Origin of the sequence: Chryseobacterium sp. MP_3.2 (assembly GCF_035984805.1) — a bacterium.
Lineage (GTDB): Bacteria > Bacteroidota > Bacteroidia > Flavobacteriales > Weeksellaceae > Kaistella.
Genome location: NZ_JAXCHW010000002.1, coordinates 74,743 through 89,077 on the forward strand (window position 1 = coordinate 74,743; position 14,335 = coordinate 89,077).

Annotated in this window: 16 protein-coding genes; 7 read left to right on the top strand and 9 right to left on the bottom strand. The window is 36.2% G+C overall.

What is annotated here, in order from left to right; translation table 11 throughout:
* The first annotated feature begins 24 nt into the window (after positions 1–24).
* The 7 genes from lpxD (at position 25) to RCH13_RS04445 (ending at position 6,417) form a co-directional block, all read left to right on the top strand.
* Entirely contained in the window at positions 25–1,056 is a 1,032-nt protein-coding gene (gene lpxD / locus RCH13_RS04415) for a UDP-3-O-(3-hydroxymyristoyl)glucosamine N-acyltransferase (protein WP_326986022.1), read from the top strand.
* Entirely contained in the window at positions 1,049–2,449 is a 1,401-nt protein-coding gene (locus RCH13_RS04420) for a bifunctional UDP-3-O-[3-hydroxymyristoyl] N-acetylglucosamine deacetylase/3-hydroxyacyl-ACP dehydratase (protein WP_326986023.1), read from the top strand. Before lpxD ends, RCH13_RS04420 begins: the two co-directional genes overlap by 8 nt.
* Entirely contained in the window at positions 2,446–3,237 is a 792-nt protein-coding gene (gene lpxA / locus RCH13_RS04425; protein ID WP_326986024.1) for an acyl-ACP--UDP-N-acetylglucosamine O-acyltransferase, read from the top strand. The genes RCH13_RS04420 and lpxA overlap by 4 nt, the downstream gene beginning before the upstream one ends.
* A gap of 55 nt (positions 3,238–3,292) precedes the next feature.
* Positions 3,293–3,856, top strand: a complete 564-nt coding sequence (gene efp / locus RCH13_RS04430; RefSeq protein ID WP_326986025.1) for an elongation factor P — start codon at positions 3,293–3,295, stop codon at positions 3,854–3,856.
* Positions 3,857–3,874: 18 nt separating this feature from the next.
* On the top strand, positions 3,875–4,777 hold the full coding sequence (locus tag RCH13_RS04435; RefSeq protein ID WP_326986026.1) for an LpxD N-terminal domain-containing protein: 903 nt from the start codon (positions 3,875–3,877) through the stop codon (positions 4,775–4,777).
* Positions 4,778–4,857: 80 nt separating this feature from the next.
* The gene (gene sucD / locus RCH13_RS04440) at positions 4,858–5,730 is read left to right on the top strand and encodes a succinate--CoA ligase subunit alpha (RefSeq protein WP_326986027.1); all 873 of its coding nucleotides are present in this window, start codon (positions 4,858–4,860) and stop codon (positions 5,728–5,730) included.
* Positions 5,731–5,757: 27 nt separating this feature from the next.
* Positions 5,758–6,417 carry a porin family protein gene (locus tag RCH13_RS04445; protein WP_326986028.1) on the top strand — a complete coding sequence of 220 codons (660 nt, stop codon included), beginning with the start codon at positions 5,758–5,760 and terminating at the stop codon, positions 6,415–6,417.
* A 420-nt stretch (positions 6,418–6,837) separates the two neighbouring features.
* On the opposite strand, the gene RCH13_RS04450 is transcribed toward RCH13_RS04445, so the two are convergent.
* From RCH13_RS04450 to RCH13_RS04490, 9 genes are all read right to left on the bottom strand, one after another.
* Positions 6,838–7,581, bottom strand: a complete 744-nt coding sequence (locus RCH13_RS04450) for a CPBP family intramembrane glutamic endopeptidase (protein ID WP_326986029.1) — start codon at positions 7,579–7,581, stop codon at positions 6,838–6,840.
* A gap of 168 nt (positions 7,582–7,749) precedes the next feature.
* A complete protein-coding gene (locus RCH13_RS04455) occupies positions 7,750–8,034 on the bottom strand; it encodes a helix-turn-helix domain-containing protein (protein ID WP_326986030.1) in 285 nt (94 codons plus the stop codon).
* Positions 8,035–8,036: 2 nt separating this feature from the next.
* Positions 8,037–8,375, bottom strand: a complete 339-nt coding sequence (locus RCH13_RS04460) for a type II toxin-antitoxin system RelE/ParE family toxin (RefSeq protein WP_326986031.1) — start codon at positions 8,373–8,375, stop codon at positions 8,037–8,039.
* 248 nt (positions 8,376–8,623) lie between these two features.
* The gene (locus tag RCH13_RS04465; protein WP_326986032.1) at positions 8,624–9,937 is read right to left on the bottom strand and encodes an ABC transporter permease; all 1,314 of its coding nucleotides are present in this window, start codon (positions 9,935–9,937) and stop codon (positions 8,624–8,626) included.
* Positions 9,938–9,984: 47 nt separating this feature from the next.
* The gene (locus tag RCH13_RS04470; RefSeq protein ID WP_326986033.1) at positions 9,985–10,890 is read right to left on the bottom strand and encodes an ABC transporter ATP-binding protein; all 906 of its coding nucleotides are present in this window, start codon (positions 10,888–10,890) and stop codon (positions 9,985–9,987) included.
* A gap of 327 nt (positions 10,891–11,217) precedes the next feature.
* A complete protein-coding gene (gene dusB / locus RCH13_RS04475) occupies positions 11,218–12,210 on the bottom strand; it encodes a tRNA dihydrouridine synthase DusB (protein WP_326986034.1) in 993 nt (330 codons plus the stop codon).
* A 63-nt stretch (positions 12,211–12,273) separates the two neighbouring features.
* Positions 12,274–12,477 (bottom strand): hypothetical protein, encoded by a 204-nt coding sequence (locus tag RCH13_RS04480; protein WP_326986035.1) that lies wholly within the window; start codon positions 12,475–12,477, stop codon positions 12,274–12,276.
* Positions 12,477–13,106, bottom strand: a complete 630-nt coding sequence (locus RCH13_RS04485; RefSeq protein WP_326986036.1) for a DUF3575 domain-containing protein — start codon at positions 13,104–13,106, stop codon at positions 12,477–12,479. Before RCH13_RS04485 ends, RCH13_RS04480 begins: the two co-directional genes overlap by 1 nt.
* A gap of 10 nt (positions 13,107–13,116) precedes the next feature.
* The gene (locus tag RCH13_RS04490; protein ID WP_326986037.1) at positions 13,117–14,289 is read right to left on the bottom strand and encodes a thioredoxin family protein; all 1,173 of its coding nucleotides are present in this window, start codon (positions 14,287–14,289) and stop codon (positions 13,117–13,119) included.
* Positions 14,290–14,335 lie beyond the last annotated feature (46 nt).

The following is a 14,335-nucleotide window of genomic DNA, read 5'->3' on the forward strand; positions in this document are numbered from 1 at the left end:
CATATTTTCCTATATTTGCAGGATATGGAATTTACAGCAGGGCAGATTGCAGGTTTTATCAAAGGTAAAATTATTGGTGATGAGAATACCGTAATAAACGGAGTATCGCCGATTGAGAGTGGAGAAAAAGGTCATCTTTCTTTTGTTGCGCAGGAGCGGTTTGTAAATTTCATTGCAGATTCTAAATGTTCTGTTCTTATTATATCCGAAAAATTACTCCCAGATATTTACTATCCGCAAACAATGATTGTGGTAGAAGATGCTTATCTTTCTTTTCAGGTTTTAATGAATCTGTATAAGGAAATGCAGGGCAGAAAATCTGGCATTGAAGATGGAGCGGTTTTTCATGAAACTTCTGTAGTAGGAGAAAACGTTTATGTAGGCGCCTTTACCTGCGTTTCTGAAAAAGTAAAAATCGGAGATGGAACTCAAATTTATCCCCAGGTTTTTATCGGTAAAAATGTAAAGATTGGCAAAAACTGCGTGTTGTATAGTGGCGTGAGGATTTATGATTACTGCGTAATTGGTGATAATTGTATTATTCACTCCAACAGCGTAATCGGTTCGGATGGATTTGGCTTTCAGCCCACCAAAGATGGATATCAGAAAATTCCCCAACTTGGTAACGTAGTTATTCATGATAACGTGGAGATAGGTTCTAATTGTAGCATTGACCGAGGAACTATAGGTTCTACAGTGATTGGAAAAGGAACTAAAATTGATAATTTAATTCAGATTGCACATAATGTGAGAATCGGGGAACATAATGTAATCGCTTCTCAAACGGGAATCGCGGGTTCTACAACGATTGGAGACTGGAATCAAATTGGTGGACAGGTTGGAATTGTAGGACATATTAAAATAGGAAATCAAGTAAAAATTCAGGCGCAGAGCGGAGTTACTACGAATGTTGCTGATGGTGAAAGAATGTATGGATCGCCCGCAATTGCCTATAATGACTATCTTAGAAGCTATGTTCATTTCAAAAAATTGCCTGAATTAGCTAAAAAAATAAATACTCTTGAGCAAAACTCAAAAGATCAAACTAATGAGTGATAAACAAAAAACACTGAAAGAAGAAATCTCTCTTTCAGGCATCGGACTTCATACGGGTAAAGAAGTTCATTTGACGATGAAACCTGCCAAAGAAAATACAGGATTTGTATTTGTAAGAACAGATTTAGAAGGAAACCCTCACATTGAAGCGGATGTAAATTATGTTACAACTACCGAAAGAGGAACTACCCTCGAAAAATTGGGTGTTAGAATTCATACCTGTGAACATCTTCTTGCTGCCTTAGTAGGTTGCGATATAGACAATGCAATTTTAGAAATGAACAGCGCAGAACCTCCAATTATGGATGGTTCTTCCAAATTTTTTGTAGAAGCCATTGAAAAAGCTGGTATTCAAGAGCAAAATATTGCGCGGGAATATCTGGTCGTAAAAGAAGTTCTAAGTTATGTGGATCCTGCAACGGGTTCAGAAATAACCATTATTCCTTCAGATACTTATGAAGTAACTACGATGGTGGATTTTGGGACTAAAGTTTTAGGAACTCAAAATGCTACTTTAAAAGATATTTCTGAATTTAAAAATGAAATTTCTGCAGCCAGAACATTTAGTTTTTTGCACGAGTTAGAAATGCTTTTGGATGCAGGTTTGATTAAAGGTGGCGATATTTCTAACGCCATTGTTTATGTGGACAAAGAATTAACGCCAGAGACTGCAGAAAAGCTGAAAAAAGCTTTTGGTAAAGATGATTTAGCGATTCGCCCCAATGGAATTTTAGACAATCTTACTTTAAATTATCCCAACGAAGCAGCACGTCATAAATTACTTGATGTAATTGGTGATTTGGCTTTGGTTGGTGTAAAAATTAAAGGAAAAGTCATTGCCAATAAACCGGGACATTTTGTAAATACGCAGTTTGCTAAAAAACTGAACCGTCACTGGAAATTACAAAGAAGGAAAAATGTTCCTGATTTCGATCTTTCCAAAGAGCCTGTTTTTGATATTAATGGAATAATGCGATTATTGCCGCACAGGCCACCTTTTTTATTGATCGACAAAATTCTGGAACTTTCAGATTCACATGTTGTTGGATTAAAAAATGTTTCCATGAATGAGCCATTCTTTGTGGGTCATTTTCCACTGGAACCCGTAATGCCCGGAGTTTTGCAGATAGAAGCAATGGCACAAGCAGCCGGAATTCTAGTTTTGGCAAGCGTTCCTGATCCCGAGAATTATTCTACTTATTTCATCAAAATTGATAAAGTAAAATTCAAGAAAAAAGTAGTTCCTGGAGATACTTTAATCTTTAAAATTGATTTGCTGGAACCAATCAGAAGAGGAATTGTACACATGCAAGGTTATGGTTACGTAAGAGATACCGTAGTGGTAGAAGCGGAACTGATGGCACAAGTGGCAAAAAGAAAATTAACTGAATGATACATCAATTAGCTGCGGTAGATAAAAGAGCCATCATTGGTAAGAATGTTATTGTAGATCCTTTTACAACAATTGCGGGCGATGTACAAATTGGAGAAGGAACCTGGATTGGTGCTAATGTTACCATCATGGATGGTGCGAGAATTGGTAATAATTGCCGAATATTTCCCGGAACCGTCATTGCCGGAATTCCACAGGATTTAAAGTTTGACGGAGAAGATTCACAAGCTATTATTGGAGACGGAACCACGCTGCGCGAATGTGTTACTGTAAATCGTGGAACTAAAGCGCTCGGTTATACCAAACTTGGCGAAAATTGTCTCATTATGGCAACTTCCCATATTGCACATGATTGTATTTTAGGAAATAACGTGATTATTGCAAATGGATGTGGTATCGCAGGACATGTAGAAATTGGCGATTATGCCATTATGGGCGGACTTTCTGCCATTCAACAGTTTGGAAAAATTGGTAAACACGCCATGATTTCTGGCGGATCACTCATCAGAAAAGATATTCCACCTTATGTAAAAGTTGGTCGTGACCCGATTTCTTATGCCGGAATCAATTCTGTCGGTTTGCGAAGAAGAGGTTTTACCAATGAGAAAATTTTCGAAATACAAAAGATTTACCGCGCCATTTTTCAAATGAAAATGAACGTATCTCAAGCAACAACATACATTGAAAAAGAAATGCTTCCAACAGCAGAAAGAGATGAAATTTTAGAATTCATCAAGAATTCTCCAAGCGGAATTGTGAAAGGATACGGAACGGAAAAGAATAAATAAGATTAAAAGAATCAAGTTAAAAGAAATATTTATCAACTATCAACTAAAAAAATAAATGGCAACAAGCAACGATATTAAAAAAGGAATGTGCATCGAATTCAGCAATGATATTTTCAAAATTATTGAATTTATGCACGTAAAACCGGGCAAAGGTCCAGCTTTCGTTCGTACAAAAATGAAATCGGTAACCAATGGAAAAGTTTTAGACAATACCTTTTCTGCAGGTCACAAAATTGACGAGGTGAAAGTCATCACGCGTAAATTTCAATATTTATATGAGGATGACAATGGTTTTCATTTTATGAACAATGATGATTTCACACAAATTTATCTGGATAAAAATATGATTGAAAATTCTCAGTTTATGAAAGCGGGGGAAGAAATCACCATTATTTTGAAAGATGAAGATGAATCGCCATTATCCGCAGAAATTCCACCAACCGTTTACTTAGAAGTAATTGAAGCTGATCCAGGTGTAAAAGGTAATACGGCAACAAATGCTTTGAAAAATTCCATCGTAGAAACAGGAGCGCGAGTAATGGTGCCATTATTCATCGAAGCTGGAGACAGAATTAAAGTGAATACAGAAGACGGTTCTTATCTAGAAAGAGTTAAATAATTTTCTAAAATTTAACGCATGACTTTCGCTCAACCGCAAACTCTTAAAACCATTGCAGAAATTATCGGCGCTAAAATGATTGGCGACGAATATTTTAAGGTTTTAGGTACGAACGAAATTCACCGGGTTAAAGCAGGCGAAATTGTTTTCGTAAACCATCCCAAATATTATGATAAAGCCCTTAATTCTGCGGCCACCATTATACTTATTGATAAAGAAGTTGAATGTCCAGAAGGGAAAGTTTTATTGGTTTCAGAAGATCCTTTCCGGGATTTTAACTCCATCAACACGCATTTTACGAGAATTACTAATTTCTCCACAGAACTTCACGATATTGAAGTAGGTGAGGGAAGTCAAATTCACCCTTCTGCAGTCATTGGTAACGAGGTGAGAATTGGTATAAATTGTATTATTTTCCCCAATGTAGTCATCGGTGATCGAACGATTATCGGAGACAACGTCATTATTCAAAGCGGAACCGTTTTAGGTGGCGATGCTTTTTATTACCGAAAATTGAATGGTAATTTTGATCGGTTAATTTCGGTAGGAAATGTGGTCATTGAAAATAATGTAGAAATTGGAAATAATTGCACCATCGACAGAGGCGTGACGGATTCCACCATTATTGGCGAAGGTTCAGTTTTAGATAATCAAATCCAAATCGGACATGATACAGTCATTGGAAAGAGATGTTTGGTTGCATCTCTCTGCGGAATTGCAGGGTGTTGCAACATTGAAGATGATGTAACCATTTGGGGACAAGTCGGTATGGCATCTGGCGTAAGAGTAGAAAGTGGAACAGTGCTTTTAGGAAAAACGGGAGTCAACAAAGATTTAAAGAAAGGAACCTACTTCGGTCTGCTCGCCGAAGAGTTTAAAGAGTATTTAAAGAAACAAAGCAAGTTGAAGAAATTGCAATAGCAAATTCGCAGATAAAGTAATATTTATTGAGTATTTTTGCAATACTCAGAAAATGTATAAATAAATTTAAAAAATAAAAGATGTCAGTATTAGTAAACAAAGATTCAAAAGTAATCGTACAAGGTTTTACCGGAAATGAAGGAACTTTTCATGCCGGACAAATGATGGAATATGGAACCAATGTAGTAGGTGGAGTTACTCCAGGAAAAGGCGGTTCTGAACATTTGGGAAAACCAGTTTTTAACACGGTTGCAGATGCGGTAGAAAAAGCGCAAGCCAATGTTTCTATTATTTTTGTACCTCCAGCTTTTGCTGCAGATGCAATTATGGAAGCTGCAGATGCCGGTATTAAAGTGATCGTTTGTATTACAGAAGGAATCCCAGTAGAAGATATGGTAAAAGTAAAATCTTACATTGCTGACAGAGATACAAGACTAATCGGACCAAACTGCCCCGGAATTATTACTTCTGACGAAGCGAAAATTGGAATTATGCCAGGATTTGTTTTCAAAAAAGGAAGAGTTGGAATTGTTTCTAAATCAGGAACTTTAACTTATGAAGCAGCTGATCAGGTTGTAAAGGCAGGATACGGAGTTTCTACCGCGATCGGAATTGGAGGTGATCCAATTATCGGAACTACTACGAAAGATGCTTTGGAATTATTTATCAACGATCCAGAAACTGACGCAGTAGTAATGATCGGAGAAATTGGTGGTAACTTGGAAGCTGAAGCAGCAAGATGGTACACAGAAAGTGGTTCTAAAAAACCAGTGGTAGGATTTATTGCAGGACAAACTGCACCGAAAGGAAGAACAATGGGTCACGCTGGTGCAATTGTAGGGGGAGACGAAGATACAGCACAGGCGAAAATGGCAATTATGCGCGAAAATGGAATTCACGTAGTGGATTCTCCAGCAGAAATTGGAGTTACTGTAGCGCAGGTTCTTGGATAATTTTTCAGAAAAACTAAAACACACAATATGAAAAAATTAATTCTCAGTGGAGCGCTTTGTGTCACCACCCTTTTGTCGGCTCAGATTGACTTCAGTGCCATTAGATATGGAATAACTGGAGGTGGAACGTATTCCCGCGTAAGAAATGCACACAATCCTTCGGGACCAAGATTTGCAGCTTACGGCGGTGTTTTAGCCCTCATTCCAGTTGATAGTAATGATCAGTTTTATATTCAGCCTGGTGTAGAATATTTGGGAGCAGGGGAAACTGGGAAAGACAAGGATGCAAAAGGAGCCATAGGTTATGACGCAGTGTATGCCAATAGTTACATCAGCGTTCCTATCTTTTTTAAAGGGTATTTTTCTGAAGCAGAATCAGAATTCTTTGCCTTGGCTGGACCGAGATTTAATTTTTTAATCGACCAAAATGTAACAGACGCACCACCAAAATATACAATTGAAGGAGATTCTAATGGTGTAAATGGAAAAGCGGCCAGTTTCAATTTTGCAATTGGATTGGGCGTTGGTTTTTCTTACAAAAGAATGCTAGAGATTACGGGACGATATGATATTGGGTTAAGCAACACCTATCCAGGTTTGAATAATGAAGTAGGAAACGATCCCAATATTGCAAAAAGAAAATCAGAACAAGTGATTAGTGTTGGCTTGAGTTATATTTTTCAGTAAATAGACTTTATAAATATTCAAAATCCCATCAAATTAATTTTGATGGGATTTTTTGCTTTAATTTCTGAAATAGATGGAATCTTTTCATATTTACTTTAAAGTCGGGAATTTTTGCACCGCGGGGATTATATAATTAACAAATGCTGCTCTTGAGTCATTTTTTATATCCCAATTATTGTAGTTACCTGCGGTTATCACCACCATATATTTAATGACTTGCATAAAAATATTCTTTGCCCGCCATTTCCTTTGGCCTCCTGAATTTCGATTTCTGTATCGTTTACTTTTTCTTTATAGGTCCAAAATTGAAAACCGAATCCCGCATTTTTATCTTTTGATGAAGGTCTTTTCACTATCGAATTTAGGGATTCAACAATCCAGTCGTTATTCAAAATATGTGTTGGCAATAGTTATTTTCATTCATATCAAATAAAAAATGCAGTAAATCATACCTAAATTGAAACCTGAATGACATAAGATTGCTCCCAATAAGGAGTCAGTTCTTTTTTTCATCTCAAAGAATAGTAAACTCGCAATAAACATTCCTAAAACCCAGATTATCCCTGGAACTAAATAAAAGTCCCAATTTTTATTTACGAAAACTAATCCAAAATGTGATATATGAGTTAATGCAAAAGCAGAACTATCTATAAATGACGCTTTTTTAACTCCAACAGATTTTGCAAAACTTCCGTGAACGATACCTCTGAAAAACAATTCTTCTCCAATTGGGCTAAAAATCATTCCCATAATTGCCATTATTAGAAACATTGTCCTTTTTCCCTGAACAGAAATATTTTCCGGAATATTGTATGATTTTCCAATATATACATACCAATTTTCATACGATTTTCCATAAAGACCTTGTCCTAAAAAGTGTAAAATAACGCTAAATCCTATTCCTATACCCAAAGCTAAAATCAAATACTTCAGTTTTTTGGTAGTTTTGATTCCGATTTGATTTCTCCCGTACTTACTCAAAAACACAAACGGAATTATTGCAGAAAGAAACATTATTAAACCAATTAAACTATAATTTCCAGTTTCATTTGCTTTCAGAACCAGAACAAATCGAGTAACACAAACGATCACAAGTAAGAATAGTCCAAATTTCCAGTCGAATTTAAAATATCTATTCCAAAAAGGTTTCAATTCATATTTCATTTTTTCATAATGTTGATTTTAATTAATGCCAACGGTTGAGTATATGAATAGTAGCGGCTTAAAACGCGAGGATTTTCGGTTAATCACGAATGTTTATTAAAATGTCAAAACTTTCAATTTAGCACCGAACCCGCTATTTTTTATAGTTCGTGTTGTGTGTTCGTACTTTTATTCAGATGTTAGATGTATTGATAATCCGAGAGCATTGGCAAGTAAAGAAAAGTTAGATAATCTAATATCTTCTCCGTTTTCAATTCGAGAAATATAAGGTCTTTTTTTGCCTACTTTTTGGGCCAAATTCTCTTGACTCATATGCAATTCCTTTCTGCGATTCTTTATGATTTCTCCAAAATAATAAGAAAAAGCATTTTCTCTAAATTCTTCACGTTCTTTTGAACCTTCTTTTCCGAATCGTTTTGTAATCAGTTCTTTTGCGTTTATTGATTTTCCCATAATTACTTTTCTTTTAGATAATTCTCTAATATTTGTTCGGCGTGTTGGATAGCCTTTTTATAATCTTTAGTACTTTTTTTCTGAAATCCGCATAAACATACGGCTTTTTTGCATTCAGCAAAATTCCGATGGTCGATAGCAAAGATCACAATGCGATATTCATTTCCTGCTTTAATTCGCAATTCATAAAATTGTGAAGATTGAAGTTTTTTAAGAAAATTTGAATTGACAATTTTTATTTCTCCAATAACCTCAATCAGTTGGAAGAATTTCAGTCCAACTCTTTCGTTTTGCTTATCGATAAATTCCAAACATTCTTCTGTAATATCGATTTCTCTCATATTACAAATGTAACGAAATAGTTACAATTGTCAATTTGTTTTACGGTTTTTCTTTTGAGGACGGACTTTGGTAGTATGAAACACAAGTCGTTCGCAGGTATTACAAATTCATACAAATAAACCCAGAATAGGTGGTAGTGGTATGATAGTCATCATCCTTTATCTTAAAGCTAAAATAACAAAAATTCCCTTCAAATCATCAAAAGGAATTTTTGCTAACGAATGATTTTAAAATCATTATTTATTACCTAAGACCGAATCCACTTCCACAATTCCTTCGCCGTGGCTTTGTTGCCATACATTAAAATACCCACGCGGTAAATTTTTGCCGCCAAATAAATCATTAATAATGTTGAAATGACCAGAATAATCATGGAAAGTGCAATTTGCCACGCCGGAACACCAAACGGAATCCGCGCGATCATGGCAACAGGAGAAGTGAACGGAATCATGGAAAGCCAAAATCCAAGCGGTCCTTCGGGATTACTCATGATGGTAAAACTTCCGTACATTCCAAGCGTGAGTGGAATGATTGCAAATAAGGTGAATTGCTGCGTTTCCGTTTCGTTGTCTACCGCAGAACCGATGGCGGCATACATAGAACTGTAGAAAATATAACCCAGTAAAAAGAAGACAATAAAAACGAAAATAATGAGTCCGAAATTCAGATTCAAGAGGGTATGAGAAATTTCCATCGCAATTTGTTTAAGGTCAAATTTTTGCATCATTTCGGAATTTTCTCCGCCCGGAATTTGATTTTTAAGCGTAGAAAAACCGGTATTTAAAACAAGGGCACCAATCACAGACATGGTGATCCAAACCAAAAACTGCGTGAGCGCAACTGCTGTAACTCCCAAAATTTTTCCCATCATTAATTCGAAAGGCTTCACAGAAGAGATGATAATTTCTACCACGCGGTTATTTTTTTCCTCTAAAACACTGCGCATTACACGAACGCCGTAAATAATGATGAACATGAAAACAGCGTACATCAGGATCATGCTCAATCCAGATTTCACACCGAAATCCAAATCAGAATCCACTTTGTCTTTATCGACAACATTTTGGGTGGCCAGATCGAAATTTTTGTCCAGATCTTTGATTTGAACTTCTGAAATTCCGAGGGTTTTTATTTTTTCTTTTTTAATGACTTTGGATAAATCACTGATGACTTTGATCTTCGTGTCAAAACCAATTTTTTTGTTGAGCAGGAGTTTAGAATCTTTTTCTAACTGATCAAAATTGTTGTTTTCTAACTTTGGAATAATGAGTAATCCTTCAATTCCCTGCATTTCTTTTAAAGTTGAGGTCAAGGCTTTCTCCGTTTGTTCCGGTACAAAAACGTAGGTTACGGAAGAATTACTTTTTAAATTTCCGGTAAAAATTCCGCTTTTATCTACCACGTGAAAAGTGCTGGAACTCGCGTTCGCTTTAAACATAAAGGCAATTAACGCCCCGAAACCAATCAATAAAATGGGTGCCAAAAGCGTAAGAATTACAAAAGATTTTTTCTTCACCTGCGTGAGATATTCTCTTTTGGTAATTAGAAATATATTTTTCATAGGTTAAAGTTGCTTGTTGAAAGGGAGTGATATAAATCAATGGTGATCTATTGTTTTACAGCATTGATGAACACCTCATTCATGCTCGGAATTTTTTCGTCGAAAGAGCGGATTTTTCCTACTTTCATCAATTCCTGGAGCAAAATATTTTGATCGCTTGTATTTTGAATATTAAAAGAACTCAGATTATTTTCTAACTTAAAATCCTGGATTTCGTATTGATTTTTAAATAAATTGAAGCCTTCTTCATTAACTTCAGACAAAGTGATTCCAAAAATATTCTTCTTGAATTTTTCGCGTACGTCAAAAACTTTTCCGTCCAGAACTTTCTTTGCATGGTCTATTAACGCTACATAATCACACATTTCCTCCACACTTTCCATGCGGTGCGTGGAGAGAATAATGGTGGTTCCATTTTTCTTCAATTGTAGAATTTGGTCTTTAATTAAATTGGCATTCACCGGATCGAAACCGGAAAAAGGTTCATCTAAAATCAATAATTTCGGCCGGTGAAGAACCGTAACCACAAACTGGATTTTCTGCGCCATTCCTTTCGAAAGTTCACTCAGTTTTTTTTTCCACCACTGATCAATTTCCAGTTGCTCAAACCAATATTTCGCCTGAGACAGTGCATCTGCTTTGCTCATTCCTTTCAATTCGCCGAAGTAAAGAATTTGATCCCCTACACCCATATTTTTGTACAAACCGCGTTCTTCCGGCATGTATCCAATTTGTTTGATGTGTTCTGGATTTAGTTTCTGATCATTAATAAAAACCTGCCCAGAATCTGGCTGCGTTATTTGATTAATAATCCGGATAAAAGTAGTTTTTCCAGCGCCATTCGGACCAAGTAAGCCATAAATACTGGCTTCTGGAACATGTATAGAAAAATCTTCAAGGGCGAGTTTTTTTCCGGCGTTGTACGTTTTAGTCACATTTTCAGCATTCAGCATCCAATCAATTTTACAGAATTAGTCATTAATTAAAGGGAAAAGTTACGGATTATTAGTCATTTTTTTCGGAGCCGGGAACCTGCTTTCACTACTCGCTTCCCGCTTCCGAAACTCCGGAATCGGGAGAGCTCAAACATGCCGTTCAATCACGGCTATTTTTTGGGGAAGATAATAGACGGATAGATGATAGATAATAAACGGAGCGATAATAGAAGGATAGATGATAGACGGATAGATAATAGACGAATAGACAATAGACAAAAAGATTAGAGATGGAGAGATAATAACTCAATCGGCCAATCACTTAAAAAAACCAATCACAACAAACTAATAAACCTCATTCACACTATAAAAATTAGCAGCTTCAGCGATCACCACATCCATTTCTTCCAAAGTGAAAACTTCTAAAAATTTTCTGCGGAAATCTTTAAAATGCGGAATGCCACGGAAATAATTGCTATAATGTTGGCGCATTTCTATCAATCCTAAACGCTCTCCTTTCCATTCCATGCTCCATTCTGCATGTTGACGCACTGCTTCTAATCGTTGATCAATCGATGGTGGTGGTAGAATTTCCCCTGTTTCAAAGTAATGTTTCACTTCATTGAAAATCCAGGGATAACCAATCGCGCCACGACCAATCATAATTCCGTCGCAGTCATATTTTTCTTTATATTCCAAAGCTTTTTGGGGTGAATCTACATCGCCGTTTCCGAAAATTGGAATTTCAATATTGGGATTATTTTTAACTTTAGAAATATAATTCCAGTCGGCTTCTCCTTTATACATTTGAGAACGCGTTCTGGCGTGGATCGTTAAAGCTTTTACGCCAACTTCCTGCAAACGTTCTGCAACCTCCATAATGTTGATGGTTTCTGTATCCCAACCTAAACGCGTTTTCACTGTTACGGGTAAATGCGTGGAATTCACAACAGCTTTCGTCAAGCGGATCATCAAATCAATATCTTTCAACACGCCAGCTCCGGCTCCTTTGCAAACCACTTTTTTTACGGGGCAACCGAAATTAATATCCACCAAATCTGGATTTACGGCTTCTACAATTTTAGCAGAAAGGGCCATCGCTTCTTCATCGCCCCCGAATATCTGAATTCCCACGGGTCTTTCATAATCGAAAATATCCAGTTTTTTCAAGCTTTTCATGGCGTCTCGAATCAATCCTTCAGACGAAATAAATTCCGAGTACATCATATCAGCACCATGCAATTTGCACAGGCGGCGAAAAGGCGGATCCGAAACATCCTCCATGGGTGCCAAAAGAAGTGGAAAATCTGGTAAGGTAATATTTCCTATTTTAATCATGGTGCAAAGATAAAAAAAACAGATTCGTTAAAATCTGTTGGATATTTGTAATTCAGAATTTTGCTAATCGAAATCGTGATGGGTATCATCTTTGGAATTTTTGTGAACGAACCACATTCCAATGGTCAAGCCAATACTTCCTGCAGCAGCAGTCATTAAGGCTCGTTCTAAACGATCAGTTTCTTGATTGCCAATGTAATTCATCAAAAATAAAATGATGAAAGTAATCGCCACGATGACATAAAATTTGGTGCTTTTGATGTTCATTATCTTAATTTGTAAGAGATCATTACGCCGCCGCGATAAGGTAAAAATTCACCACTTCGGTTAAAATTCGGTGCTGTATCCGTGTCATATCTCAAGTCTTTATTTTTCACATAGCCTTTGTAGATACTTTGAACACTACCCGCGGTTAAGAAAAAGTCCATATTCCATTTTTCACTCAACTGAAACTGATATCCAGCTGTAGCTCCAAAAATAACGGAATAACCATCTTGGTAAATATCGGCTCTATTGTAAATTGGCGCATCTGGTTTATACTGATACGTTCCTGATCCCCAGTAACTATATTTTTGAATAATATATCGCGCTGCAGAAATATTGCCGCCGACGTAAAAATGTTTGAAAGCTTCCTTGAAATAATACCGCGCTTCAATACCAACCATGTAAACCTGGGCTTTTTTTCCGGCAAAAGATTTCCACGGTGAAATGAAGATATCTCCTTGAATCGTCATCTTTTTACTGACTTGATATTCCAAACCTGCATTTAGCATTCCAAGTGGTAAAAAAAGCGCATTCACTTTTACATATAATTTTTTGGTTTCAGTAGAATCAGATAATTGGGCACTGCTAAATCCAAATAGGAACAGCACGAAAAGAAAAACGGTTTTTTTCAATGGAAAAAATTTATTTTAAAGTTTCTAAAAGATTTTTCGCCATTGTGGCGTCTCTGCCTTGGGTTTCCGCTAATGTTTTAGCTATTTCTCCGAAAGCTTTTGCTTTTTCCACTTGACCTGTTTTTGCATAAAGACTTGCTAAAATATAGGTGTTTTCTGAATTTTCGCCTTGCATCACTGATTTTTCTGCCCACATTGCAGCTTTCTTTAGTGATTCTTTACTGGTGATGTTTTGACTGAAAAACCAAGCTGCTTTTAATAGTTCTTCGCTCGTAAATCCCTCGTCATTTTTATAATAGTCTAAAGCTGCTTTTTCATAACCCACAAAGTTGCCAACGTTAGGATAGAAAATCACTTTCATTCTGTTCAATGCAACTTCCGCGTCTGCTTTACCAATTAAAGGAGTGGCGTTTTTATAGAAGTAGGCATCATCAATTACTCCAGTTTCTTGATTAAGGGCAGTTTCCATAATTTTAGAAATTTTAATATTTGCATCAAATTGTTTGTAAATATCTGCCGACATTAATTTTTCTACTTCCGCTTTTCTCTTCGTGAATATTTTATAATTTGGATCTTCCGTAGATTTGATAAAATAAAGCAATAATCCTAAATCATCTTTCGTCAAGGGGTCTTTGGCTTTCACCAAAAAATATCTTTCAGAAACTTTCTTCGCCATTTCATAATCATTGTCTGCATAAAGGCGCATCATATTCAATAAAAATTCTGGGTCTTTTTCTCCTTTTTCAAAAAGTTCTTTATAGGAGCTTTCGGTTAGTTTTGGATTGTTGGCTTCCTTCCCAAACGCGATGAAATTTTCTTCATCCATGTAGCCGTAATTTTTCAAAACTACTTCTCCATCGCCGTTTAAAAAGAGAAAAGAGGGGTAAGATCGGATGGCATATTTTGCGGCAATATCTCGTCCTTCTCCTTTTTCCATATCAAATCTCGCATTGATGAAATTAGAATTGTAATACTCACGCACTGCGGGCAAAGTGAAAACGTTTTTTTCCATGAGTTTACACGGACCGCACCAAACCGCGAATGCATCCATAAAAACAAGTTTCTTTTCAGCTTTAGCTTTGGCTAAAATTTCTTTAAACGTAAGATTTTCAAATTTGATAGTCTCCTGAGAAAAAAGGGAAAGAGAAATACAGAATATAAAGAGTGAAATTATTTTTTTCATTTTTCTTAAAAAATTTGATGCAAATATAATTATAAATAAAGAAGCA

Coding starts and splice junctions, on each gene's coding strand:
- lpxD (WP_326986022.1), top strand. CDS start 25: ATGGAATTTACAGCAGGGCAGATTGCAGGTTTTATCAAAGGTAAAATT.
- RCH13_RS04420 (WP_326986023.1), top strand. CDS start 1,049: ATGAGTGATAAACAAAAAACACTGAAAGAAGAAATCTCTCTTTCAGGC.
- lpxA (WP_326986024.1), top strand. CDS start 2,446: ATGATACATCAATTAGCTGCGGTAGATAAAAGAGCCATCATTGGTAAG.
- efp (WP_326986025.1), top strand. CDS start 3,293: ATGGCAACAAGCAACGATATTAAAAAAGGAATGTGCATCGAATTCAGC.
- RCH13_RS04435 (WP_326986026.1), top strand. CDS start 3,875: ATGACTTTCGCTCAACCGCAAACTCTTAAAACCATTGCAGAAATTATC.
- sucD (WP_326986027.1), top strand. CDS start 4,858: ATGTCAGTATTAGTAAACAAAGATTCAAAAGTAATCGTACAAGGTTTT.
- RCH13_RS04445 (WP_326986028.1), top strand. CDS start 5,758: ATGAAAAAATTAATTCTCAGTGGAGCGCTTTGTGTCACCACCCTTTTG.
- RCH13_RS04450 (WP_326986029.1), bottom strand. CDS start 7,581: ATGAAATATGAATTGAAACCTTTTTGGAATAGATATTTTAAATTCGAC.
- RCH13_RS04455 (WP_326986030.1), bottom strand. CDS start 8,034: ATGGGAAAATCAATAAACGCAAAAGAACTGATTACAAAACGATTCGGA.
- RCH13_RS04460 (WP_326986031.1), bottom strand. CDS start 8,375: ATGAGAGAAATCGATATTACAGAAGAATGTTTGGAATTTATCGATAAG.
- RCH13_RS04465 (WP_326986032.1), bottom strand. CDS start 9,937: ATGAAAAATATATTTCTAATTACCAAAAGAGAATATCTCACGCAGGTG.
- RCH13_RS04470 (WP_326986033.1), bottom strand. CDS start 10,890: ATGCTGAATGCTGAAAATGTGACTAAAACGTACAACGCCGGAAAAAAA.
- dusB (WP_326986034.1), bottom strand. CDS start 12,210: ATGATTAAAATAGGAAATATTACCTTACCAGATTTTCCACTTCTTTTG.
- RCH13_RS04480 (WP_326986035.1), bottom strand. CDS start 12,477: ATGAACATCAAAAGCACCAAATTTTATGTCATCGTGGCGATTACTTTC.
- RCH13_RS04490 (WP_326986037.1), bottom strand. CDS start 14,289: ATGAAAAAAATAATTTCACTCTTTATATTCTGTATTTCTCTTTCCCTT.